27 protein-coding genes are annotated in these 24,900 nt (G+C 35.4%); 9 read left to right on the forward strand and 18 right to left on the reverse strand.

What is annotated here, in order from left to right; translation table 11 throughout:
• Nucleotides 1–346: 346 nt before the first annotated feature.
• The 4 genes from H3T55_RS01585 to H3T55_RS01600 are packed head-to-tail and all read right to left on the reverse strand — an operon-like array spanning nt 347 to nt 2,862.
• On the reverse strand, nt 347–601 hold the full coding sequence (locus tag H3T55_RS01585; RefSeq protein ID WP_225532987.1) for a metal-sensitive transcriptional regulator: 255 nt from the start codon (nt 599–601) through the stop codon (nt 347–349).
• Entirely contained in the window at nt 591–896 is a 306-nt protein-coding gene (locus H3T55_RS01590) for a rhodanese-like domain-containing protein (protein ID WP_225532986.1), read from the reverse strand. The genes H3T55_RS01585 and H3T55_RS01590 overlap by 11 nt, the downstream gene beginning before the upstream one ends.
• Entirely contained in the window at nt 896–2,548 is a 1,653-nt protein-coding gene (locus H3T55_RS01595) for an FAD-dependent oxidoreductase (protein ID WP_225532985.1), read from the reverse strand. The genes H3T55_RS01590 and H3T55_RS01595 overlap by 1 nt, the downstream gene beginning before the upstream one ends.
• Complete coding sequence (locus tag H3T55_RS01600; RefSeq protein WP_225532984.1) at nt 2,548–2,862, reverse strand: rhodanese-like domain-containing protein; 315 nt, start codon at nt 2,860–2,862, stop codon at nt 2,548–2,550. Before H3T55_RS01600 ends, H3T55_RS01595 begins: the two co-directional genes overlap by 1 nt.
• A gap of 240 nt (nt 2,863–3,102) precedes the next feature.
• Here H3T55_RS01600 and H3T55_RS01605 point away from each other — a divergent pair, with 240 nt between their 5' ends.
• From H3T55_RS01605 to H3T55_RS01620, 4 genes are read left to right on the forward strand one after another with little or no spacing between them, the layout of a single operon-like run.
• Nucleotides 3,103–3,672 carry a glycoside hydrolase family 73 protein gene (locus tag H3T55_RS01605; RefSeq protein WP_087639541.1) on the forward strand — a complete coding sequence of 190 codons (570 nt, stop codon included), beginning with the start codon at nt 3,103–3,105 and terminating at the stop codon, nt 3,670–3,672.
• Nucleotides 3,673–3,725: 53 nt separating this feature from the next.
• The gene (locus tag H3T55_RS01610) at nt 3,726–4,352 is read left to right on the forward strand and encodes a hypothetical protein (protein WP_225532983.1); all 627 of its coding nucleotides are present in this window, start codon (nt 3,726–3,728) and stop codon (nt 4,350–4,352) included.
• 15 nt (nt 4,353–4,367) lie between these two features.
• Nucleotides 4,368–5,012 (forward strand): response regulator transcription factor, encoded by a 645-nt coding sequence (locus H3T55_RS01615; protein ID WP_225532982.1) that lies wholly within the window; start codon nt 4,368–4,370, stop codon nt 5,010–5,012.
• Nucleotides 4,996–6,411, forward strand: coding sequence for a sensor histidine kinase (locus tag H3T55_RS01620; protein WP_225532981.1), 1,416 nt, complete (start codon nt 4,996–4,998; stop codon nt 6,409–6,411). Before H3T55_RS01615 ends, H3T55_RS01620 begins: the two co-directional genes overlap by 17 nt.
• 56 nt (nt 6,412–6,467) lie before the next feature.
• On the opposite strand, the gene H3T55_RS01625 is transcribed toward H3T55_RS01620, so the two are convergent.
• Together H3T55_RS01625 and H3T55_RS01630 are read right to left on the reverse strand one after the other, a co-directional pair.
• The gene (locus H3T55_RS01625; protein WP_225532980.1) at nt 6,468–7,541 is read right to left on the reverse strand and encodes an endonuclease/exonuclease/phosphatase family protein; all 1,074 of its coding nucleotides are present in this window, start codon (nt 7,539–7,541) and stop codon (nt 6,468–6,470) included.
• A gap of 140 nt (nt 7,542–7,681) precedes the next feature.
• Complete coding sequence (locus tag H3T55_RS01630) at nt 7,682–8,230, reverse strand: DUF1697 domain-containing protein (protein WP_225533225.1); 549 nt, start codon at nt 8,228–8,230, stop codon at nt 7,682–7,684.
• Nucleotides 8,231–8,336: 106 nt separating this feature from the next.
• Here H3T55_RS01630 and H3T55_RS01635 point away from each other — a divergent pair, with 106 nt between their 5' ends.
• Nucleotides 8,337–8,708, forward strand: coding sequence for an iron chaperone (locus H3T55_RS01635; protein ID WP_225532979.1), 372 nt, complete (start codon nt 8,337–8,339; stop codon nt 8,706–8,708).
• Between the two features lie 223 nt (nt 8,709–8,931).
• On the opposite strand, the gene H3T55_RS01640 is transcribed toward H3T55_RS01635, so the two are convergent.
• From H3T55_RS01640 to H3T55_RS01650, 3 genes are all read right to left on the reverse strand, one after another.
• The gene (locus tag H3T55_RS01640; protein WP_225532978.1) at nt 8,932–11,178 is read right to left on the reverse strand and encodes an ATP-binding cassette domain-containing protein; all 2,247 of its coding nucleotides are present in this window, start codon (nt 11,176–11,178) and stop codon (nt 8,932–8,934) included.
• The gene (locus H3T55_RS01645) at nt 11,171–11,602 is read right to left on the reverse strand and encodes a MarR family winged helix-turn-helix transcriptional regulator (protein ID WP_225532977.1); all 432 of its coding nucleotides are present in this window, start codon (nt 11,600–11,602) and stop codon (nt 11,171–11,173) included. The genes H3T55_RS01640 and H3T55_RS01645 overlap by 8 nt, the downstream gene beginning before the upstream one ends.
• 107 nt (nt 11,603–11,709) lie before the next feature.
• Nucleotides 11,710–12,360 carry a hypothetical protein gene (locus H3T55_RS01650; RefSeq protein ID WP_225532976.1) on the reverse strand — a complete coding sequence of 217 codons (651 nt, stop codon included), beginning with the start codon at nt 12,358–12,360 and terminating at the stop codon, nt 11,710–11,712.
• A gap of 142 nt (nt 12,361–12,502) precedes the next feature.
• On the opposite strand from H3T55_RS01650, the gene H3T55_RS01655 reads away from it, so the two are divergent.
• Nucleotides 12,503–13,372 (forward strand): helix-turn-helix domain-containing protein, encoded by an 870-nt coding sequence (locus H3T55_RS01655; protein ID WP_225532975.1) that lies wholly within the window; start codon nt 12,503–12,505, stop codon nt 13,370–13,372.
• 106 nt (nt 13,373–13,478) lie between these two features.
• Here H3T55_RS01655 and H3T55_RS01660 read toward each other — a convergent pair whose 3' ends face one another.
• From H3T55_RS01660 to H3T55_RS01675, 4 genes are all read right to left on the reverse strand, one after another.
• Complete coding sequence (locus H3T55_RS01660) at nt 13,479–13,790, reverse strand: heavy metal-binding domain-containing protein (protein WP_087639527.1); 312 nt, start codon at nt 13,788–13,790, stop codon at nt 13,479–13,481.
• A gap of 274 nt (nt 13,791–14,064) precedes the next feature.
• Complete coding sequence (locus H3T55_RS01665) at nt 14,065–14,433, reverse strand: nuclear transport factor 2 family protein (protein ID WP_225532974.1); 369 nt, start codon at nt 14,431–14,433, stop codon at nt 14,065–14,067.
• A gap of 187 nt (nt 14,434–14,620) precedes the next feature.
• The gene (locus tag H3T55_RS01670; protein WP_225550074.1) at nt 14,621–14,899 is read right to left on the reverse strand and encodes a hypothetical protein; all 279 of its coding nucleotides are present in this window, start codon (nt 14,897–14,899) and stop codon (nt 14,621–14,623) included.
• Nucleotides 14,900–16,387: 1,488 nt separating this feature from the next.
• Nucleotides 16,388–16,726 carry a winged helix-turn-helix transcriptional regulator gene (locus H3T55_RS01675; protein ID WP_225532973.1) on the reverse strand — a complete coding sequence of 113 codons (339 nt, stop codon included), beginning with the start codon at nt 16,724–16,726 and terminating at the stop codon, nt 16,388–16,390.
• A gap of 111 nt (nt 16,727–16,837) precedes the next feature.
• On the opposite strand from H3T55_RS01675, the gene H3T55_RS01680 reads away from it, so the two are divergent.
• The gene (locus H3T55_RS01680; protein WP_225532972.1) at nt 16,838–17,164 is read left to right on the forward strand and encodes a putative quinol monooxygenase; all 327 of its coding nucleotides are present in this window, start codon (nt 16,838–16,840) and stop codon (nt 17,162–17,164) included.
• Between the two features lie 187 nt (nt 17,165–17,351).
• Here the strand turns inward: H3T55_RS01680 and H3T55_RS01685 are convergent, their stop codons facing one another.
• The 5 genes from H3T55_RS01685 to H3T55_RS01705 form a co-directional block, all read right to left on the reverse strand.
• Entirely contained in the window at nt 17,352–17,660 is a 309-nt protein-coding gene (locus tag H3T55_RS01685) for a hypothetical protein (RefSeq protein ID WP_225532971.1), read from the reverse strand.
• Nucleotides 17,661–18,141: 481 nt separating this feature from the next.
• Nucleotides 18,142–18,735: a bis(5'-nucleosyl)-tetraphosphatase (symmetrical) YqeK gene (yqeK, locus tag H3T55_RS01690; RefSeq protein ID WP_225532970.1), complete on the reverse strand. Its 594-nt coding sequence runs from the start codon at nt 18,733–18,735 to the stop codon at nt 18,142–18,144.
• Between the two features lie 109 nt (nt 18,736–18,844).
• Nucleotides 18,845–21,481, reverse strand: coding sequence for an HAD-IC family P-type ATPase (locus H3T55_RS01695; protein ID WP_225532969.1), 2,637 nt, complete (start codon nt 21,479–21,481; stop codon nt 18,845–18,847).
• 448 nt (nt 21,482–21,929) lie between these two features.
• Nucleotides 21,930–22,313: a MerR family transcriptional regulator gene (locus tag H3T55_RS01700; RefSeq protein WP_225532968.1), complete on the reverse strand. Its 384-nt coding sequence runs from the start codon at nt 22,311–22,313 to the stop codon at nt 21,930–21,932.
• A gap of 60 nt (nt 22,314–22,373) precedes the next feature.
• Complete coding sequence (locus tag H3T55_RS01705) at nt 22,374–23,567, reverse strand: MFS transporter (RefSeq protein WP_225532967.1); 1,194 nt, start codon at nt 23,565–23,567, stop codon at nt 22,374–22,376.
• Nucleotides 23,568–23,717: 150 nt separating this feature from the next.
• Here H3T55_RS01705 and H3T55_RS01710 point away from each other — a divergent pair, with 150 nt between their 5' ends.
• The gene (locus H3T55_RS01710; RefSeq protein ID WP_225532966.1) at nt 23,718–24,089 is read left to right on the forward strand and encodes a MerR family transcriptional regulator; all 372 of its coding nucleotides are present in this window, start codon (nt 23,718–23,720) and stop codon (nt 24,087–24,089) included.
• A 97-nt stretch (nt 24,090–24,186) separates the two neighbouring features.
• Nucleotides 24,187–24,849, forward strand: a complete 663-nt coding sequence (locus H3T55_RS01715; RefSeq protein ID WP_225532965.1) for an alpha/beta fold hydrolase — start codon at nt 24,187–24,189, stop codon at nt 24,847–24,849.
• Nucleotides 24,850–24,900: the final 51 nt, after the last annotated feature.

Consider the following 24,900-nt stretch of genomic DNA (forward strand, 5'->3'; position numbering starts at 1 on the left):
ATATTACGAATAGTTTTTTCAGGAAAAACTAAAATTATGAGGTCTATGTTTTAGTTGATGATGTTATCTTTTAATCCTTAAACTAGATCTTTTGATAAGTAAACTGAGATATAACTCTTTAAGAGATACTCTAAAACCTGTTCAACGGTGAAATCAGAAGCAGCTAACAGGTATAGCTTCACTGTGCTTCAAAAATAAAATGAAGCTAACAACATTCTAAGTGCTGAATCATTAATAATTGAAGAACTTGCTTCTTAAGGTCGAATCCTTCTACCCCAACCTGATCTCTTCAAAAAAAAAACGTTAAACTTTCTGGGCTAGGCCTGAAGTTTAACGTCTTTTTAGTTTATCTTGTTTTTACGATCATCTCTAAAGCTTTGGCTAAGTCTTCACTGGAAAGATCGATCTGCTCATCTTCCATACATTGTTTCAAATTCTCAGTCACAACAAGTCCAATCACTTTATCGATACTAGAACGGACAGCCATCAGTTGAGTCACAACTTCACGGCAGTCCTTCCCTTCTTCCATCATTCTTAAAACGCCGCGAATTTGCCCTTCTGAACGTTTCAAACGATTAGCTAATTTAGGATCACATCCCACTAGTAACTTCTCCTCTCCAAGCAGACATACCGCCCATCACATTAGTTACATCATACCCTAATGATGCTAAAAATTCACTAGCCATTTGAGAACGTCCGCCAGAGTGGCAAATAATATAATATTCTTGTCCTTTATCCAAGGTTTCTGCTGTTTCTTGCAGCGTGCTTAGAGGCATGCTTCTCGCTTCTTTGATATGAGCAGACTGATACTCATCCTCTTCTCTCACATCAATAATTTTTAAGTGATTTCTTTTTTGTAATTGTTCAAACTCATCGATCATGATTGATTTATACATTATTTAATAACCTCCAGGGGGTAAATCATGCTATAAAGCTGAAATGCTCCATCTAAATTTTTTACAGTAAAACCATTATTTTTCAAGATTCGTTCTGCTAAGTAGCTTCTTTGGCCGCTTTGACAGCTCACAATTATTTCTTGTTGATTAGGTATTTCATCTAAACGAGCTCTCAACTCATCCAACGGAATATTTTTAGCTTGCGGTAAAGCACCATTGTTTTTCAACTCATCAGGATTCCTCACGTCAAGCAACAGCGCACCGTTTTCAATTGCTGCGTTTAACTCATAATATTGAATACTTTCTGAAAAACCTTCTAAAATATTTGCTGCAGCATATCCGACCATATTAACTGGATCTTTTGCTGAACCAAAAGGCGGTGCATACGTAAATTCAAGTTCAGGTAAATCAGTCACTGTCAAACCAGCCTTAATTGTTGTCGCAATAATGTCGATTCGTTTATCTACACCATCTGATCCAACTGCCTGCGCACCAAATATTTTCCCAGAAACAGGATGAAACAATAATTTCATTACGATCGGATGACTGCCTGGAAAATACCCAGCATGGCTTTTGGATGTCGTATGAACGACTTTATAGTCTAACTTATCATTACGCAATTGCCGCTCGCTTAAGCCAGTACTAGCAGCTGTAAGTTCAAACACACGAACGATTGCAGTGCCGATACTTCCTTGATTTTTTCGTGCTCCTCCCATGATCACATCTGCCACTTGTCTCCCTTGACGATTAGCTGGTGAAGCTAATGAGATCAATGCATCTTCGCCTGTAATTTGCTGCTTCACAACGATCGCATCCCCTACAGCGTAAATATCAGGATCGTTTGTCCGGTAGCTCTCATCAACAAGAATACCACCCCGTAAACCGATCTCTAAGCCAGCGTTTTGCGCTAACTCGCTAGAAGGTTTGACCCCAATTGACAGGATGGTAAAATCACTTTTGATGGTTTCGCCTGTACTTAGTTCAATTGTTTGTCCAGCATCTTTGAATGCGGTTGCTGCAGCCCCTGTATAGACAGTGATTTCATTTCGTTTCAGTTCTTTCTCAACAAATGCAGCCATTTCTTCATCTAGCGGTGGTAAAATTTGCGGAGCTGCTTCGACTATGGTAACATCGATTCCTAATTTTTTTAGATTTTCAGCCATTTCTAAGCCAATGAAACCCGCACCGATCACAACAGCCTGCTTTGGTTGTTCCTGTTTAACTGCTTCAACGATTTTGTCAACATCAGGTACGTTTCTCAAGGTGTGTACATTAGTTGCCTGAGCTAGACCTTCGATTGCTGGGACAACTGGTTGCGCACCAGGTGATAAAATCAGCCGGTCATAGTTGATCACAGCTTCTTTGCCTTTCGCGTTTATCCGAATGTTTTTAGCCTGACGGTCGATTTCAAGTGCTTCTGTTTCCGTATGAACGTCAATGTTAAATCTCTTTTTAAGCTGTTCTGGAGTTTGTAAAATCAACGCTGAACGCTCACTGATTTCCCCAGACACATAATAAGGAAGTCCGCAATTTGCAAAAGAAACATAGGGTCCTTTTTCCAACACAGTAATTTCGATTTCCTCTGATAGTCTTCTTAACCGAGTCGCAGCTGACATTCCGCCAGCTACGCCGCCAATAATTACCACATGCATTATAATTTTCCTCCTCTTACCGTTCCAGACCAACGGCTCATTCCACCTTTGACATTAAATGCTTGTATACCTTTTTTCCTCAAAAACTTCGTTGCTTGTCTGCTTCTCAATCCAGATTGGCAAATGACATAAACTGGTCGATCATCCTTCAAGCTGTATGCGCTGATTTTACTCAATGGAATATTTTTGGCGCCAGGAATATGTCCTGCTTGAAATTCCGACTTCTCACGCACATCAATGATTTCTGGATTCAACGTCAACTTCTGTTGAAGTTCTGATCCATTGATCGATGTCTTGTTAAAAAATGAAAACATAGGCTCCTCCTTTATACCCCTATGGGTATTTACAAAAACTAGCATAAATGATTTTTGGTAACTTGTAAAGAGAATTGTTTCATTTTTTTCGTTCTCTTCTACTTTTCATTCTCAAAAATTTTCTTAATCAAACTGAATTATTTCTTAAGAAAGCCAAACAATTATTAACTTATTTGGCATCTTTTTGTAACATTGAACCTCTATACTACATTTATTCACTAAAAGAAAAGAGGGGATGACGTGAATCAAAGAATCCTTATCAAACGAAATGTCTTACCGTTATTATTGATTCTACTTCTTTCGATTGCGAGTATTTTCTTGATTTTTAATAAAGAAGAACAACCTATTCAAGACGAAGCTACTGCGTACCAGCAACTTTTTATCGATGAAATAGCAGCTGAAGCAAAAGTTTTACAAAAGCAGACACATTTATTCGCCAGCATCACGATTGCTCAGGCAATTTTGGAATCTGATTGGGGACGTAGTGATCTAGCACTCGAAGCAAATAATCTTTTTGGGATCAAAGGCACATTTAATGAGCAGTCTAGTATTATGCCAACTGAGGAATTTATAGATGGTGAACAAATAACGATCGACGATTCATTTAAAAAGTATTCGACGATCCAAGAATCGATGGTCGATCATATGGAATTTTTAAACGGAGGAACTTACGAGGCAATCAAAACCAGTAAAAATTATCGTGAAGCTGCTGTCGCTTTACAAAACGGCGGCTATGCGACAGATCCTGAATATGCAGAAAAATTGATCGCCTTGATCGAGGAATTTCAACTAGATAAATACGATAAATAGTCTTCTACTTTCTAAAATCCATCAAAATCTATCAGGATGAGAAAGGTGTTTTTATGGATAAGTACTATACCATTTTAGCTGACAGCGGAAAATTATTGTTCAGAAATAAGCTGCACACTATTGTAAATACTCTTTCAATAGCGGGGTATTTCTTCAGTCTGACACTTGTTATTCGCTGCTGGCTTACACTAAATTATTTTGAAGCATTAGAAAGAGAAAACTTATTGAACCAAAATGACTTGATAGACTCTTTTACGCAGTCAACAGCCGCAAGAAATTTGATTTTGTTACTGACGAGTTTAAAGAGCGGTCTATTTTTGATTAGTCTGGGATTATTTTTAGCGGGTCTTTTTTATTTATTTCTTCACTTCCAGCATATTCTACTAATAGATAAAGAGGAATTGATCACAAAAAAATTACTGGGAAGCTCTGATTTGAGATTGACTAGTGAACTTTTTTCTGATTTTTTACTCTTTGCCATTCCTAGTGCCTGTATTGGTTTGCTTAGTGCGCAACTGCTTTATATGAAGTTCTTTCTGATAGCTACTTCATGGATCAAAGAACTTCTGTATACCCCTGGCCGTTTTTCTCTCTTGGTCGATTTGCCATTGATCGGGGTGTTTCTACTTGTTCTGATTTTTCAATTTTTCCGTCTAAATTCGCAATTAGCAAGATTATAAAAGGAGTTGCTGCTTATGAATATTTTGATTGCCGATGATAGTCCAGAAATGGTTCAGATTTTGAGTGCTTATATAAAAAAGGCTGGCTTCACCGTATTTACTGCCTTTGATGGTGAAGAAGCACTAGAACTTTTTTATACAGAAAAAATAGATTTAGCGATCATCGACTGGATGATGCCAAAAGTTGATGGTATCGAAGTGATCAAAACCATTAAATCAGAAAGTCCAGTCAAAATTTTGATGCTGACCGCTAAAACAACTGGCGATGATGAATTTCTTTCGTTATCCAGCGGTGCTGATGACTTTCTAACGAAACCCTTTCATCCTAAAGTATTAGTACTGAGAGTAAAAAAATTACTTGGTGTAACAGAAACGATCACGATAAAAAAATTAGTTATCGATCCTGCGAAACTCAATTTTTGGAAAAACGATCAACGAATCGATCTAACAAAAAAGGAAAGTGATCTATTGATGTTCTTAGTCAATAATCGTGGAACGATCTTAACACGAGAACAGCTTTTAATTGGTGTTTGGGGAATGGATTATGATGGGGTCGCCCGTACTGTAGATACACATATTAGACGCTTACGGGAAAAAATTGGTGATGAGATCATCACTACCAAAAGAGGAGTGGGTTATCTCGTTGAAAAAGAAAACTAGAAAAATCAGCACGACTCTCACACTCACTTTTTCGTTGATCATCATCGGCAGCTTTTTTGTGATGTTCATTTTCAATACATTGGTCGTTCCTTATTACTATAGTGCGAAAATGGAACATAAAGTAACCTCAGTGATGGCTTCGATCCAACAGTCTCCTAATGACAGCAAACAACTTGAACTTTTGGAAAATGAGCAGCAAGTAACCATCGTAGCCTATCCATTAGATGGCGCTTCACTTGATGATTTCAATGAAGGTTTATCTCTCAACTTGAATAGAAAACAGATCGCTTTAAATCGTTTTTGGGTCACACAAGAGACCTTAGAGCAATTACAAAGTACATCCCAACCGATCCAGCGAAGCTTTGATCAAGGAAAACAAAAATCTAGCTTTCTTGTTGAAATGATGGTGATCGATGATACTTTTTTCTTAGTTGGTATTTCTACCGTTAATTTCTCTGAAACAGCAGAATTGATCAATAGTTTCAATTTTATTTCCTTGAGTCTTACTCTAGTTTTGATCATTTTTATGATCTATATTTCTGTTCGAAAAATCACAGATCCCCTTGTTGATTTAAAAAAAGTAGCAGAAGAAATCACTGCTTTAACGTTTGTGACAACTGAGAATATCCCTGCAAATGAAATTGGAGAATTAGCAGTCAGTATCAACAAGATGAGCTATGCTTTGGCTACCTATCAAAAGAATTTATTAGCGAAAAATAATCGATTGAAGCAATTCACAGCAGATTTGACGCATGAATTAAAAACGCCAATCGCGTTGATCAAAGCTTATAGCTCGGGAATCGAGGATGGCTTAGACGATGGTACCTACTTAAACACTATCTTACAACAAGCACAACGTCTAAATGAAATCGTCGATCAAATGCTTGATTATGCAAAATTGGAACAGCAGCACTCCTTGCAAAAGGTTCCACTCCAACTATCTAAGATTTGGAAACAGACGTTGCAGGAGCAAGAATCATTGATGAAAAAAAAATCGATCTTGCTCCTAGAAGCTGAAACAGATAGACCACTATCTTTGATCGAAGCTGATCCTTTACTGTTAAAACGTGCGTTTGATAACTTATTGACCAATAGCATCAAATATACCACTGACAAAGAAATCCAAGTCAGCTGGCGTGAAACAAATGAGTTCGTTGAGCTTTCGATCAGCAATCAAACCTCCTTGCCTTCAGATTTTGATGTAGAGAAGCTCTGGGAAGCCTTCTATGTTCATGAAAAATCACGAAATAAAAACCTATCAGGTACAGGATTAGGTTTATCCATCGTTCAATCGATCATGAATGAACACGGATTTGACATAGAAGCGCGTCTCGTCAATAAAACGTTGATCTTCAATTTACATTTTTATAAACAAACGATTGTCGAGGTAAAAGAGTAACTCGGATAAAATAAAAAACCAGCATTCGGAATAGCTAGAATGCTGGCTTTTTCGCTTTATTTCAATTCAAATGTCATTTCAACCGGATTATGATCTGAATGCTCAAACCTTTTATCGATCACCTTCCCATCGATAGTTTGGATATTATCAGAAATAATGAACCCATCGATCAACGCAACAAATGATTTGCCTTTTTCATACGGTTTATCCAAATTACGAACAGAAGGCACTGCTTCTTTTCTTTCGCTCAGCTTCGCTACACTGAGATTTTCAGGCAATTCTGCTTTGGGGAACGGCTGCAGCCAAGTATAAGCCTCCGTTGGATCATTTTTAAACGTTTCCGTAGATGAGGGCAGTAGATCGTGGTTGAAGTCTCCACCACAAACCACATAGTTGCCTTTTTTATATTCCCGTTCCATATGATCAAACAGCTTATGCACTTGCTCTTTTTGAATCGCCTGATCTTTGATATATGCGGATAAATGAACATTATAAAGCATCAAATATTTGCCATTTTCAACAGGAATCTTAGATACCGTAAACGCCCTATCTAAATCAAAAAACTTATTAAAATTGGTTTCGATCGGCAAACTGTAACGTGTACTACTTTCGATTTTTGTATTGCTGAGTGTTAAAATTCCTGATTTTGATTTCCCGATCGGATCCAGCACTGGATACATCAAGAAGGCAGAATCATAATTTACCGCAAAGGAACTTGTATAATCTTTAAAGCTTTGATTGATTTGCTGTACTTCATCTACGCCATGACTACGCGTCGCTTTTTCATCCACTTCTTGAAAAAGCGCAAAATCAGGCGCTATTTGTTTTGTCGTTTCAATTGCGCCAGCAATATTTTTACGAACACTTTCCTTACTTACCGCTTTTGATTGTTTCCCGCCATCCATAAAAAACGTATAATCAGGCGTATACGAACCATAACCAATATTGAATGTACTTATTTTATATTCTTTGTTTGTATAGAGTGCCTTGCTTTCAGCTTGCTGTTGAACCTTGATTGAACGATCATCTTCGATTCTTGAATAACTAAAATAAACATACCCTACATAAACTAAAATAATAGCGATCATTGCGACAAGTGCGCTGAGTAAAAACTTGATCTTTCTTTTCATTTTTCCTTCCTCTTTCCATCATATAAATAAAAATAGACTAACAACCATTATACAATAAAACAGCTGTTCATCTATTGTTATTGTTTAAGACTGTCGTTCATTGAGCAATAAACACTTTTAAGGCAGCTTCAAACGTAGATCTATTGCTCTTTTTTGATCAACTCTGCTATTTTCATGACGGTATTAGCATTTCTGATCGTAATTCGATCATAATATGCTGAGCTGACGATTTTCGACCAGCGGGTTCTCGAAAAAGTCTTTAATGGCGCAGACCAGAAAATCACCCGTTCGTGATGATCGACCTGTTCGTATTCTGGTTTTGCTTCACCTACTGCAGCCATCACCTCAGCTGTCGTCGTCGGTGCAATGATAAAAATCGCATTGTGTTTCGATTCCTTGTCGATATTCCACCAATTTGGCGCATGTGCGACAGCTTCCAGCCACTCTTCACCAGAAACGATCGTCACAGGAATGTGTAATCCTGTCATCGTTTCAATCAGCATTTCACACTCTTTGGTCAGGACATCAGGTGTCTTTTCTTCCGTCGAAAAAATGACATTTCCGCTATTTAAATATGTTTTTACGTCTGTAAATCCGTGCTTTTCAAATGTAACTTTCAGCTCAGCCATAACGACACGATTTTTTCCTCCAACATTTATACCACGTAACAGAGCAATATATTTTGGCATCTTCATTTCTCTCCTTCCATTCGATCAAATACCTATTCTAAATTCTTTATTCATATTATAATAAAAACAACGAAACAATCCTACTTAAAAGAAAAGAGGTATCCTAATGGCAGATTTAAGTGAATTTACCGAAAAAATAAGTGATTCCGAACAACGTCAACGATTAGAAGGTCTATTTGCATGGATCAAAGAAAACTTCCCTCAATTAGAAACAGTCATCAAATGGAACCAACCAATGTTTACCGATCATGGAACATTTATAATCGGCTTCAGCGTCTCTAAAAAACACATGTCGGTCGCACCAGAAACAGTCACACTAGCTGCATTCAAAAAGGATATTGAAAAAGCGGGATATGAGCATACTGATAATATCTTCAAAATCACTTGGACACAGGAAATCGATTTCTCCCTTTTGAAAAAGATCATTGATTATAACATTCAAGAAAAAATCGATTATACAAAATTTTGGCGAGAATAGCTGTTTCCTCTTTTAAATACAGAGTTTCTTCAAAAAAGTAAGAAGGATAGGATTTTTTTGAAGTAGTAAAACCATTAAAAATCGTTTATGATTTATTCATAGAGAAATTACTTATCTTCCCCAAAAGATAAATAGATAATTTGATCCCATCTTGGCTGAGATGGGATTTTTTTGTACTCCTTACTTTTTAGACTACTTTATTGCGATGCTAAGCGAGTCGTCTCTACTCTAAATAACTTCGTAAATGCTTAGACGTATATGAATCAGGTACATTCAATAAATCAACAGGATACCCTTCAAAAAGTACCTTACCGCCTAAATCACCTCCACCGATCCCCATATCGATGATCCATTGCGCATGACTGATGATTTGAAGATTGTGTTCTAAAACAATCAGTGTTTTCTTTTCTGTTAAAAGTCTTTTGAATAGCATAAGTAAGCTTTTGATATCAGCCTCGTGTAACCCCGTAGACGGTTCATCCAAAATCAATAAATCAGTCGTATTTTGCCGGATGATCTTAGCTATTTTTAGCCGCTGTAATTCCCCGCCTGAAAATGTATTTAGTGACTGGCCTAATTGGACATACCCCAAATTGACGTCTATGAGTGTTTGTATAGCTTGTGTTAATTCATTTTCTTTAAACAGCTTGCTCGCTTCTTTAGCTGATAACTGTAGAAGGTCATAAATATTCAAGCCACGCCAAACGACAGAAAGTGCTTCATCATTATATCGTTTGCCATGACATTTTTCACAAACCTGTTCGACATCTCCCATATAAGCTAGATCTAATTTTAAATAGCCCTTTCCTTTACAAATAGGACAAGCACCTTTCCCGTTATAGCTGAAAAGAGAACTGCTTTTTCCTGAAGCATGAGCAAATAGATTTCTTATCTTATCAAAAATACTTAGGTATGTTAGTACATTCGAACGATTGCTTCCAATTATTGGGCTTTGATCCAAGATACTTGCTTCGGGATATTTTTGCTTGAAGAGCTGGCGAATCAATGTACTCTTCCCAGAGCCAGCTACGCCTGTAACAACCGTTAAAAATGCTTTAGGTATTTTTACTGATGCATCCTTAACATTATGCAAACTGACTTTGTTTAATGAATAATAGTCGGAGAATTCTTTTCTTTCAGTATTGATCGATCTACTAGCAGACAGACTTTTCCCTGTGATCGTATCCGATTTGAGTAATTCTTGATAGGTTCCTTCAAAGGTGATCTTGCCGCCTTTATTCCCTGCTCCTTCACCTACATCAACAACATTGTCTGCAATTTTTATAATATCAGGATCATGGTCAACTAATATCACAGTATTCCCTTTATTTTTCAGTCCAATAATAATTTTTGAAATTCTTGATAGATCTTCCGGATGAAGACCAATACTAGGTTCATCAAAAATGTATAAAACATCGGAAAGTGCACTGTTTAGATGCTTAGTCATCTTTATTCTTTGTGACTCCCCACCAGAAAGTGTTGAAGTTGGCCGATTAAGAAATAAATAGCTCAAACCAACACTTTGTAAGCTAGCCAGTTTTTTGATCAAATCATCCAAAACAATTTTCACTTTAGGAGAATGTATATTTTTAATGAATAAGATCAATTCTGGAATAGTCATCGTTACACAATCAGCGATCGATTTTCCATTGATTTTTGCAGATCGAACGATGTCGTTCACCCTAGTACCTAAGCATTCTGGACATTCTCTAACTTCAAGGATCCGAGCCAATTGACCGGTATAATTGGTCTTTTCTTTTTCAATAAAATTTTTGGTGATTCTCGGAATAATACCTATATACGTTGAGGTTTTTGGCCATTTTTCTGTTGGATTCTTTGGCGCACTTCCTTTATCGTACAAAAGAAGATCTAATTCTCTCTTATCGTAGTCTTGGATTTTTTTATCGTTATCGAAATTTCCTGACTCTGTGTATCGTGTCAAGCGCCATCCACCTGGTTGGAATGTAGGAAAATCGATCGCCCCTCCATTTAAAGATTTACTAAAATCAATAAGCCGATTCAAATTGATTTGTTTCATCTCACCTAGCCCATTACATTTTGGACACATCCCTTGCGGATTATTAAATGAATAAACCATAGAATAACCAATAAACGGAACAGCGATCCTTGAAAACAACAGACGCAGGCTTGAGTAAATATCTGTCACAGTACCAACTGTTGAACGAGCATTTCCACCGATCTTCTTTTGATCGACAACGATAGAAACTGGTAAATTTTCTACCGCATCAACGATAGGCTGTGAGTAGTGAGGCAATAGCTGCTGAATGTAGCTAGAATATGTTTCATTTAAAAGACGCTGAGATTCTGCTGCTAACGTATCAAAGACTAAAGATGATTTGCCTGACCCAGAGACCCCTGTAACAACCGTTATTTGATATTTAGGAATTTCAAGGGAAACATTTTTTAAATTATTTGTTTTTGCACCTTTAATTGAAATAGTACTACTCATGAGCTTTCAACCTTTCTGATTTAAGCGCCTTTGAAAATTTTTCAGCTAGCTGTGCTAATTGTTCCTTTTCTTCACTATTAAATACCGCATTCGCTACCAGTTGAAGCTCTTGATGTCCTTTATCGATATCATCCAATAATTGACGCCCCGTTTCAGTTAAAATAGTCAGTAACTCTCGTCCATCTTTTTCATTTGGTTTTTGCTGAATATAGTGCATTGTCTTTAATTCTTTTAAAGCCTTAGATAACTTTGTACGACTGATTCCGAGTAACACACTGATTTTTGATGGTGCTATTTCGCTTTCTAAACTAAGAAGACGTAAGATATCATACTGAAGCCAGCTAATCTCTTGAGGGTTTCTCCTATTTCTTTCAGCTACCAGTTCACACTGCAAATTTATTAATGCATCTTCGAGCGTATTCATTTGATTCACCACCTGAAAATAATTTCTATATAGAAATTATATACAAAAAGAAATTACAATGCAATGGTGATCGTTCATTTGTTAGAAAAATGATTTAGCTATTAAACCTATCGCTTAAATATAAAAAAAGAAAAACCAATGAGTATGATTCCTACACAACGAATGAAGGTTTGCGCTTTTTCACCTGCCTCAGGTAATCTATTCCTTTTGGGTAGATTTTTTGAAGGATCAGCCATGTTAATATTTGGTTCTTGTTTTTTCTCAACTCGATCTATTTCTGTTGATTGTTCTGTCTCTAATTTTTCACTGCTGCTAACTGAACTTTCTCCTCTGTCACTAGCAGATTTATTTTCATTTCTTATAGATGATTCAACGCTGAATGTCGTTGACGATGATCGTCTGTCAGCCTCGCTCGAAGAACGCGTGCTTGTTTTATTTTCGATACTAGATTCTGATGTTGGACTTGATGTTTCTGTCGTTGTTTCTTTTGTATCATTTGTAGATTCTGTGATCGCCGTGTCAGTAGGCGTCGTTTCTGTACTAGCAGGCTCAATAGATGAACTTTCTTCTGTAGAAAAAAGAGTACTAGAATCAACAGCAATACCATCGTTATACCAAGTATGCCCATCTAAATAATAATCTTTTTGGTCTTTGATGATATGGTTTGGTGTAACAACGATCGTTTCTGCTTCTGCGGCTATTGTCCAAAATCCTGTTATAAAAATAGCTAATGCAAACATAAAATATTTTTTACTCATGTTCTCGTCCCTTTCCTAAAACTCTGCCCTATCATAAACAAAATCATTTTTTATGTAGAATAAAGTCCTATATTTAGGACTTTCCAGCAAAATCTGCTACACTCTTTTTATCAACCATCATAGCTTGGAAAGGAATTGTATTATGAAAGAATATGGACTGGTCATACGCGAAATCCGTTTATCTAAAGGCATTTCTCAAAAAGAATTGTATAGTAATTTGATTTCAAAATCTTATGCGATCGAATTTGAAAAGGGCCGTCATGATTTATCATTAGAATTATTGGAACAAGTCTTAGATGCGCTAACCGTCACAGCCGATGAATTCCTGTTTATCTATAATCAATACACCATTCCAGAAACGACTACCTTTTGGACCTTATTGGCCAAAGCCTCAAATGAAAATAACCTGAACGATTTATTTAAACTAAAAAAAGAAATCCAAACGCAAGTAACTTCTGATAAAAAAGAACTCTTTTTAGCTTTAGTTGAAGGACGCATTCACATCGTCAATCATTTTCTTCACTCTAACAAAATCGATTACACCAAAATTCCAGCTGAACAAATGGATATCGTGGTTCGATTTTTGTTGAAACGAGAATCATGGACACTCTTTGAATTGCTGATTTTTACAAATACACTAGATTACTTTTCACATGATCAAAGAATGATTTTCAAAAAAAATATATTTAAACTGCTAAAAAAATACCGCAATTATGACCGTGGCAAAGAAATTTTACAAACATTGTTGATCAACTTTTCTGAACTGTGCTTGAAAGAAAACGAACTTTCAACGGCCAAAGAATTACTTGATCAGCTAAGTGATTTAAATACTGATCTTAATAGTGGACTTTTTAGGATCATTGAACGTTTTTTTAGAGGAATACTTTTGATTTTAGAAGGTCAAATACTATCTGGACAAAAGGCTTGTGAAAAAGCTTTGAGCATCCTATACTATCTTGAATATGAGCAAATAGCTAAAGTTTATCAAGCGGAATGGGCACTCCTTCTATGATTTTTAATTCACACACACCTATAAAATAAAAAGCTCCTAAAGTATTTTACCGCTTTAGGAGCTTTTGCTATTGAATCGTCTTATTTACACAAATATTGAATATTGCTTATATGAATTTAACTGCTGTTCCATACGCAACAACTGACTGCATATCTGCTTGTATCGTACCCGAATCAAATCTCATCATTACAATCGCATCTGCGCCTAGATCAGCGGCCTCCAGCTTAAGTCTATCTATTGCCTTATCACGAGCTTCTCGCTGCATATTTGTATATGCTTTGATTTCTCCGCCGATCACACTTTTTAGTCCTGCACCCAAATCCTGCAGCATATTTCTAGAAATCGTTGTTAAGCCAAATACTTCAGAAATAATTTCGTATTGTTTACCTGGAATAGTCTCAGTTGTAGTAATTAACATTATTTTCCTCCTTAAATTTACACACTTTTGAACCAATCAATTGGATTTAAATTTTTTCACTATATTATCATAAACGCCATTATAAAACAATATTATGAACAAAAATGACAAAATTACCATTCGTCCGATTTGAAATGATCTAAGTAACTTTTGATAATTTTACAAAGTTCAATTAATCCATCGACAATATCAGAAGTATCAATATAGGAAAATGATAACCTTAGGTGTCTGCTCTTTTTCCCATTCTTGTCACAAAATGAACGAGATAAAAAAATTACTTCATAGAATCTAATTGTTTTTTCGAATCACAAAATACCTGCCATAATTGAATTTGAGCATCTTTAACTACAACTTTCCAACATGCTGGAAAGTTCCAGAAGCGACTTTTATTTCCTAGATAGGAACCACTTGCACTGCCTATTATCATTGAAAATTCTTCATTTTCAAGATAGTCATCTACTTTGATGGTATAGTCTGGAAACCAATCAAAATAGCCCTGCCAACCTGCTCTCATTTGTTCTTTACCATTCTTATCCCCATAGGTATCAATAAAATAGAAATTTTCAGACATCATTTGGATAATTAAAGGTATATCCTGATCATTGATTGCATCAACAAAATTCAATACGACAGCTTTTCTCATTATTTTCTCCTCTCTATGATCGATTCTTTTCTTGCGTGATATATATTTTTACCAAATACTTTTTATTAGAATAAAAACGAACAATACGCTTTTCGTATTGCTCGTTTTTTTGTAAAATCAGCGAAACTCCTGATTTCGAACTACCATTTATTAAGAGTCAGCGTCTAAACATTTTTATCTAGAAACATTAGAGAAATTCAAGAATCATTAAATAGAATACTGTTGCAAATAAGTATAAAATGTACGAACCCACAACCATTCTACCTGAATCAATGTTTTGCCACTTATTCAAGTGTGTTTTTTGATAAACAATAAATAGCATCACTACTGTATTCAAAAAAACACTTAACTGTCTAAAATCAAATATTAGATTCCATGAATAAGAATATGTAGAAACTTGCATTCTAGGCAAAAAATAGTAAATAACAATGGCTAAGTTGATTCCAAAAGTAGACCCTTGATTCATTTTATTCATAATATCTCCTCATTCCTATTCCTATGTTCTTAATTTCATTTTATTCCTTTAGTTTCAATCATCTGTCAATTTAATTATACAATGAAAGCGTATTAATATAAACCTTCGTTTATGAGAAAAAGAACATTTGAATATTATCACATTTCCTTTTTTCACCGTACTTCATATTTTTACCTTCATGAGTACTTTTCCCTGCTTAATTAAATCGTTATTGTACGTTTTTCGTATCAATGACATAAATAAAAGAATATGATTCAAAAAAGTTCACTTGTAAGAAAGTTATCCTTTTCCCTCTAACATAAGCTTTCTAGAAGTTTTGCACCCATTTGTTATACTTGCCAAAAAATTTTTTCAATCTGCTTTTTTGTTTGAGTACTTTTTTACTCTAAGGCAATTTTTTTTACTATTTGCAAAAGGACTTGACTATCATCTTGTCTTTAAGTTAAGATAACATTACAAAACAAAATAAAAAAAGGCGCCCTGCAGGAGACAGCAAATCATCCCGCAGAGCCCTGTATTATCAGCCACAACTAATAATACAAGTTGCCTTCCGTCAATATGTTATTGACTTATTTCATTGTACTAAAAGTAAGAAAAGATTACCAGCTTTTTTCTGACTTTTCTTTGAATTGGTTAATTTCTATTTACTGAACGTTTCATGGTATTAGTCGCTGACGAATACCATTTTTTTGCGTTTTGAATCATAGCTTCGATAATTAGAGCGAAAAACAAAATAAATAAGGCACTCTGTAAAAAGGACAGCAATCCTTCTACAGAGCCCTGTAAAGTCAGCCACAACTGACAATACAAGTTGCCCTAGTCAATGCGCATTGACTTATTCATTTTACCTAAAATTTGTAAGAAATACTAGTGTTTTTTTACATCTTTTAGCTTTGAATAGGTGAATGGTTATTCATTGAACTTTTGCACGGTATTGGTTGGTGACTAATACCGTCTTTTTTTCGCTCTTTTTATATATAGTACACATCAGGTTCTCCTTTTTTCCTAACATTTTTTTCAATTCCATCCCCTGATGTGTGCGAGCTGCTGAATAAAAATCAATGACTCACCATGTGTTTGTCATCTCGTCTAAAAAAAAGGTGTGCTTACGTCAATGCGTAATCGAATAAAATGAAAAAGTAAAAATAAACATGCAAACAACTATTTTCCGAGAATAATGCAGACGTCATGAAAAACACAGCTTATAATTTTTATCCGGTAGTGCTAATAAGAGACTGACTAGCAGTAGCAGACTCTTACTAAAAAACAAGCTGGCTTTGCAGAACCAACTTGTTTCACTTCTCCGCCTATCTCAACTCCATTCCTTTTGAAAAAGACCATACCAACCATTTTTTTAACATGGGAGATAGGCGGAGAATTGTTTTTAAAGAAATAATTTTTTTTACTATAGCTAGTTCTTTCTCTATCTAAAAGCTATACTTTCTTCTTGACAAACAAATTTTATTAGATACTTTTATTCTAATTTTTATCAGAAAAAGGATATTCTTCGATAACTTCTATCCCCCATTCTTTGATCAAGTTTAATGCTGGAATCAACTTTTTGCCATCTTCAGCCAGCAAATACTCGACATTCGGCGGAACGGTTTCGTGCTGTATTCGTTCGATCAATCGATACTGCTCCAATTCTCTCAACGATCTCGTAAGCATAATATTTGTGATCCCAGCTAGTCGCCGTTTCAACTCATTATATCTCAATGGCTCCTCGGCTAACTTCCAAAGAATTGGAATTCGCCATTTTCCACCTAGAATTTTTAATGCTTCTGTTACTGGGCATTGGACCTGTTTGCTTTCCTCCATCCCTTCACTCCTTCATCTAAGGCACAAAAATGTGCGTACTTGTTTTTTCGTTTTCTAAATCTATAATAAAATTGTACCACGAAAAAAAGCTTTACAGAATGGAGAACGAACATGAAAAATAAATTGATTGATTATATCAACTCAGAAAATGCCGATCGCTTCGTCTATAACACGGCTTGCTTAAAAGTAACTGCTGGTAATGACTATAAAGAGGTCTACAGTCAATTATTGGACTTTGCAAAAGCTACGGCTGCTGAAGAAAATTGCATCGAATTCTTTTTTACGCCAAGTGATATCGAAAAAGGAGAATTCATGTTATGGGAAGTATGGGGGAATATGGAAGCTTTTGACAGACACATGACGCAGCCACATACAACAGAGATTCTTTCACGAAATGTGATTGAGTTACAATGGAATAAATTGGCAAGCTGGAAGTAAAACGGTTCTATTTGATCTTTATTTATAGAATAGAAATAGATTCCTTCTTTTAATCTGCGACATAATAAAAGAAGGAACCAACTATTCTTGTTCATCTGTTCGATTTTTCTTCTTTCTACTGTAAAATGTCAGTGCAATTGACGAAAAAAATCAACGATTTCTGTAAATAGACTTTCTATTTTAACAATTATGAAATATCATAAATAATCATACGTATCTCCTGAATCTGTTGTCTATATGTTACTTCATTGATTCTATTATGCTCCCTCTCTAAATTTAGCCCCTCAATCTTCTCCTCAGCTAAACGTAGTAATTGTTTTTTCTCCTCTTTTCGCCACTTTACCACGCCTAAAATAAGAAACGGATACAAAATCATTATACCACCGACATACTGCAAAAAATAAAAAATGTAGGCAATGACCGTGATGATCGTAACAACAATTTCTGCTATGAATAAAATACCGATTCGTTTCTTTTTTCGCTTTAATTCTTCCATACTTGACTCCTTAATTTCAACTTTTCAACGATAAAATAGGATAGAAAAAATTCCTCACAAGAAAAGCTTTGATCTAATTCTGATCGTTACAGATTTAAGCGCTAGCTTTTAGAAAAATGATTATCCCATATACAATTAAATTTGATAGAATAAGTGCATTCCTGATTCTAGACCAAAAAGCCACTTGATAATCCAGTTTCCATTTTGGATCGTGTCTTCTTTTCCAATAAAATGAAAATGTATGATGCGCCACAATTTACACATCCTTTCTTTATGAAGTTTCACTCTTTGATTTGAATAGCCACTCTGAACAGATTTCCTGATTTTTCTAGCAAATACATCTCACTTACAGTCTATCACAAAAAGACATTTATTTTAATCTAATTATTAAGTAAAAACTGATCTATCTTGTATCAAAAAAACACTATGATTTCTTCTCACAGTGTTTTCCTTTCATATAAAAAATCAGCTGTTTTTCTCTTTACAAATCAATTTGGAGTTTATTTGTTAATTCCCTATATGCGTCCATCAGCCAAGGATGAACCACCTTTATATCATTATTTAATAAGTATTCAATGTAATAATATGCAGCATGCTCCAATGATTGATTTAACGCATCCATCAAACCACTAAGGTACGGAGGCTCTCCTGTTTGGTCCCATTTTATTTTATCTGCAACAAACACGACTAAATCTAAATCAGAATAACCGCCTTTTAATGTCGTATGACATTCTATTGCAGATAATATTTCTGGATCAGTAATTTTGAATATATCCAGTGCCATTTGTCTGGAAATTTTTTGATGAATGATCATGGGAAACTTGATCTCTTCCTTACATAGTGGAATTTCCAGCTTCTTTGCTACATCAACTCTTTGATCATTATGATAAATTGCCGAAATATCATGCAAAAATCCTGCGATTTTTGCTTTGTTAGGATCTGCTAAACTTTTTTTCGCTAAATTATAAGCATATTCCCCAACAGTTGTACAATGATGATAGGTTTCGATTTTATTATTACTATGAAAAAAATCTTTTATTTCTATTTGCAAATCAAGAAGTTCTATGCTTTTCATATTTTATCCTTTCAAAACAGATTATGATTATTTACTATTGTAACACTTAACCGAAAGAAAAAAGCCCAGTTAATGTATACTGGGTCTTTAAATATAGTTCAAATAACGATTATTTTTTGTCTTTTCCAATTATCCGATATATTTTCTTTTCCACTTCAACAATCACAAAAACGACGATTCCTGATAACAGCGCTAAGCCCCAGTATTGAAGACCGATTGCTGCTGTATCAAAAACAATATGCATAAATGGCAGATAAATCAATGCACTTTGCAACAATAATAATATCAAAATCGTTCCCCAAAGAATTTTATTAGAAAAAATACTTTTATCAATTGGGAAATCATAAATATCACGACAATTCAACATATAAAAGATTTGGCCAAATACGATCGTTGTAATCAACGTTGTTTGCATCACTTCAATACTTGAACCATTTTCAGCAAGGTAATTATTCACGATAAAACCTAACCCTGCCAGTAAAACAGATACATAAAAAATTCTAATTACTGCATAACGATTCAAAATATTTTCCTTAGGATCTCTAGGCGGTATCGTCATTCCGTCTTTTTCTAACGGTTCAAATCCTAACGCAAAGGATAATGTAATCGTTGTGACCATATTCAGCCATAAAATTTGAACTGAGGTCAACGGAAGAGGCTTATCGATCAATAAAGATACAACAACTAAAAGTCCTTGAGCGAAAGCGGTCGGTAATGAGAAATAAATTGTTTTTTTCAAATTCTCATACACACGTCGTCCTTCCTTGACCGCACTAGTGATCGTGGCAAAATTATCATCCGCTAAAACCATATCTGCTGCATCCTTTGTCACCTGTGTTCCTTTGATTCCCATTGCTATTCCAATATCTGCTTGTTTTAAAGCAGGTGCATCATTTACTCCATCACCTGTCATTCCAACGATTTGATCATTTTTTTGAATGGCGTTGACTAATCGTAATTTATGCTCTGGTGTAGTTCTTGCATAAACATCATGCGTCATAACCACATCAACTAGCTCTTCATCTGATAATTGTTCGATTTCGTGCCCTGTCATAGCGTTCGTATAGTTTTTGATGCCGATTTCCTTTGCGATCGCAATAGCCGTGTCTTGATGATCTCCGGTAATCATTTTCACTGAGATTCCAGCTTTGTTACTGATCGAAACAGCTTCGATTGCTTCTGGTTTTGGTGGATCCATGATTCCAAATAAACCGGTCAAAACCATGTCTTTTAAATCATCATGTATGATCGTGTCTTTTGTCTTAGCTACTTCCTTAAATGCAGCGGCTAAAATCCGCTGTCCTTTTTGTGCTTGCAGACGAATATTTTCCTCCCAGTAAGAGAAATCTATTTCTTTTATCCCATTTTGAGTGAATTGGTGACTCGTCTTAGCTAATAAAACATCAGGTGCACCTTTTAAATAAATAAACCGTTGTTGATCCACATCGACTAAAGTAGCCATATATTTATACGAAGAGTCAAAAGGAATCTTGTTTACTTCATGGACTTCTTCCACCAAAGCCATATGATTTGCCCAATCCAGCAGTGCTCCTTCGGTTGGGTTTCCAATAATTTCTCTTTGCCCTTTCTTATACGTAAGTTTTGTATCATTACAATATAAAGCCGCTTCGATCATCTTTCTAAGCGGACCATCTTCCTCAACTTGATTCAATTGTTTCGAATTTGGTTCTGTTTGATCGTCTTCAATCACTTCATCCGCTAAGGCTACAGAAACCACAGTCATTTCATTTTTTGTCAAAGTTCCTGTTTTGTCTGAACAAATAACTGTCATACTACCTAACGTTTCTACAGCAGGCATTTTTTTTATGATCGCTTTTTGTCTCGCCATACGTGTTACACCTACAGATAAAATCAAAGATAATACAGCCGGCAATCCTTCTGGCACTGCTGATACTGCCAAGGCGATCATTGCTGATAGTAATTCTTCCCCCGTCAACTCTCTGAACAAAAGACTGAAGATTGCTAAAAATACGATCAAAATTGCCAAGACATAAAAGATTTGTTTATTTAACCCTTTCATTTTACGAATCAACGGTGTTTCTGTTTCCTCCACACTCTTTAAATGCTGATTGATTTTTCCGAGCTCTGTCTCATCACCGATGCTTATAACGATTCCTTTGCCAGAACCGCTGTTCACAAGTGTACCGGAAAATACGGTATTGATACGATCACCTAATTCTGCTTGCGTTTGAATAGCATCACTATTTTTCTCTACAGGCGTAGATTCTCCAGTCAAAATTGCCTCTTCTACAACCAAATTGTAGGATTCAGCGATTCGTAAATCGGCTGGAATAATATCTCCTGCATTTAAATAAACGATATCTCCCGGCACCAACGTTTCTGCATCCACTGTTTTTTTCTCCTGATCGACTAATACAACAGCTTTCGTACTCATCATAGCAGTTAAACTATCCAATGAATCTGATGCTTTAGCTTCCTGAACATAACCGATGATCGCATTGATAATCACTACTAGCAAAATAATACTCATATCAATGAAATCTCCACTAATTCCTTTCAACACTGCAGAACCAATCAAAACATAAATAAGTAAATCATTGAAGTGACTTAAAAATTTTTGTAAGTTACTGACTTCCTCTTCTTTTGAGAGAACATTGCTGCCATACTTTTGATGCCTTTCTGCCCTTTCTGTTGTACTCAAACCAAATTTATTGACATTCAGCTTTTCAAAAACCTCATTGATCGTTAAGCGATACCATTCCATAATAACTACTCCTTCACTTATTCAAATAGTCAAAAAATGTCTTGTTTTCCACATTATATAAGCATTATTTTATTTTGTCGTACAAAAGGAACTGCATAAAACTTTTTTATTTAGATTACAGGCTGACTCTCAAACGATTATTAACTAAATAAAGAATCAACACGACTATTTAATATGTTTTGAATAAAAAAACAAGGAGGGATTATCCATGTGGGTGGATATCGTTAAGCATTGGTTAGATGTTACTTCTAACTTTTTCAATTTCTTTAAATAATTAATTACAGAATAGGAGAAAATATGTATGTTTATTATCAATATTATACAAGGTATTTTAAATACAGTTTCAGGCGTTTTAGGTTGGTTTAAATAGACTTTAAAACAAAAAAGAGGAAGTGAGCTTTAGTTCACTTTCCTCTTTTTTTACCGTCATTTTTTGTCTATATAGTTTTCAACTAAATTTCTTCAATTTTTTCTCAGTAGGAACCATGTGACTATCATAATTTTCAATCTTAAACTTCAAACGATCTAATGCGCTTTGCATCATATCCACTCGTTCTTCTAAAATGATTTTCTGCTCGTTCAACAACTCTAAACATGCGGGAACTGTGTGATCACCTCCCTGAAAAAGACTTAAATACTCGATCAAGGATTCAATTGAAAGACCTGCGTTACGCATTTGTCTGCTAAAAATGATCCAACGTAGATCTTCCTCATTAAATTCACGAATCCCGCTTTCGGTCCTTTTGACTGGCGGAATCAATCCAATCCGCTCATAATAACGAATTGTATCCGCTGATACATTCGTTTCCTTGCTTGCTGTACCAATATTCATACTAAGCTCTCCTTATTTCATAACATATCGTTTAAACTAAGCCTTAAATCAATGGGACAATCACAATTTTTTTATTCGTATTCTTTTCCAAAATATATTTCCTATTATGATAACCGCTAAAAGTAATAACAAAACAGCCTCTAAAAAAAATATTCCCCGAATTGACGAAAAATTAGATATTCTCTCAATCAACGCAATCCCGTAAGGCGAAAATGCCGAACCTAGATTGAATCCTACTAACAATAACGACATTCGAGAAGCTGCCCTTTGTCCTGAGTCATTATTAATTCTGTTAAATATATAAGGAATAAAGGTTCGGAAGGCAAAACCACAAATCATTGCTCCCATCCCCGTAATCCATACACGATCAGAAAGTCCAATCACTAGCATTGCCAAACTCATCATGAGAAATGAAAGCGGCAATGTCCATTGTTTGGTCACAGAAAAAATGGGCCCAAATAAAAAACCAGCAGTCATCGCGCCAACTCCGATCAGTGATAAAATATTACTGCCATCAGTTGCATTTCCATATCCTAAAGTCGTCACCAAAAAAGTGCCCTTAACAGTTATCGACATATACATACACACAACCAAGATCAATAAGCAAATATAGCTTACAAATACTTTAGTGGACAATATTTTTTCAATCAATTTTACTTGCTCAGAATCGCTTTTATTTTCACGATTTGGACTTAGCTCGTCTGGAGAAATCTCTGGTACAAATAGAGCAAACAAAATAAAAATCGGTACTACAATCAGATAAACCCAAAAGGATGCCTGCCAATTGATTTTCAGTAACTGCCCCACAACAAACGTCAATGACATTCCGCCGATCCCTTCAAATGCACTTTGAAATCCGATGGCTGCCGCTCGTTCATTTCCATGATAAAAATAGCTAATAATTGAAATAAGCAGCGAATTGAACATCCCTATACCGAAACCAAAACAAGCTCTTGAAATAAATATGATTGCAAAGTTAGTCACTATAGCTGGAATGATCCCTGAAATCAAAACGATTCCTAATCCCAGCAAAACTGACTTTTTATAGCCTATATATTTAGCAATCTTTGTACTCAATAATACAGCTGGAATAATGAATAGTGCTGGAATCGTTGTTAACATCTCTACCAATGGCAATGGGATCTCAGGAAATGTTTGAGCGATCGCTGGTAGATTTGCTCCAATCGCGGCACCTGAAACAACGATCAATGATACTGCTAAAATCGAAATTTTCCTCATTTTTGAACTGTCCACTTTTTTCCCTCCTCAAGCTCTTTTCTTTTTCAGGATACCTCTTAGAGTACACTCAAAGTCAAGGAACTATTAAAAAAATAGCAAAGCTTGACTTAGAGCCAACTCTACGTGGTAAAATGAAATGAGAAAACTGTTCAGGAGGATGAAGCAATGACTTATAAAATCCAAGAATTTTCACAAATCACAGGTCTGAGTCCATATACTTTACGCTTTTATGAAAAAGAAGGTCTCATTACCGTAAATAGAGACCAAAATAATATTCGAATTTATGATGAACAGAATAAAGAATGGATCGATTTTTTCTTACACTTAAAAAAGACTGGTATGACGATCGAAGATCTCAAACAATACATCGACTGGTGGCACGAAGGAGATGCAACCAATCAAAATCGATTGGCGCTTTTACAAAAACAGAAACAAATTGCTTTAAATGAAATGAAACAAATTCAAGAAGGAATCGATATGCTGGATTATAAGATCGAGAAATACCAAAAGAAAGTCGATGCTAGTCGAAGAAAATAAATACGATTTTTCCAACCTTGACATGATGCTGTCAAGGTTCATTTGTTATACTTCTTCTTAGTAATACAATAAAAATGACCACCAGGAGGAACATATTATGACAATGATCAACGTTAATGGTACTGAACTTTTTTATACAAAATCAGGGCAAGGAGAGCCAATGCTATTACTACATGGCAATGGAGAGGATCATCATATTTTCGATCGGCTAAGTCAAAAACTACAAAAAGAATTTACAGTGTATGCGATCGATAGCCGTAATCATGGGAAAAGCGCCCAGACAGAACAGTATGATTATGAACGAATGGCTGATGATATCATTGATTTTATCGATGTGTTGAAGCTTGAAAAGGTCAATATCGTTGGTTTCAGTGATGGTGCCATCTTAGCGATCATCATGGGCATCCAAAAATTATCTTGTCTCAATAAACTAGCTCTTTTAGGCGCTAATACAAGCCCTGATCAGCTAAAACCTGAAATATTTGACCATATTGTCGAAAAATATGAAGAAACGAAAAATCCTTTATTTAAATTGATGATGGAACAACCAAGTATCCCTTTGCAAGAATTACGTAAAATCGAAGTCCCTACACTGATCATCGCTGCTGATGATGATCTATGCGAATTAGAGATATTTGAACAAATGCACCAACTGATTGAAGCTTCTGATTTGAAAATCATGGAAAACCAAGATCACGGTAGCTATATTATTGATAACGATATCTTAGCAGAGCCGTTACTTGATTTTTTCTCTGCCTAATTACAAAAACGAGCCAGATTTATTAAATGAACTGTGTTATGATCGATGAGT

The sequence above is a fragment of the Enterococcus sp. S22(2020) genome, from assembly GCF_020295385.1.
Taxonomy (GTDB): Bacteria; Bacillota; Bacilli; order Lactobacillales; family Enterococcaceae; genus Enterococcus_L; species Enterococcus_L dunnyi.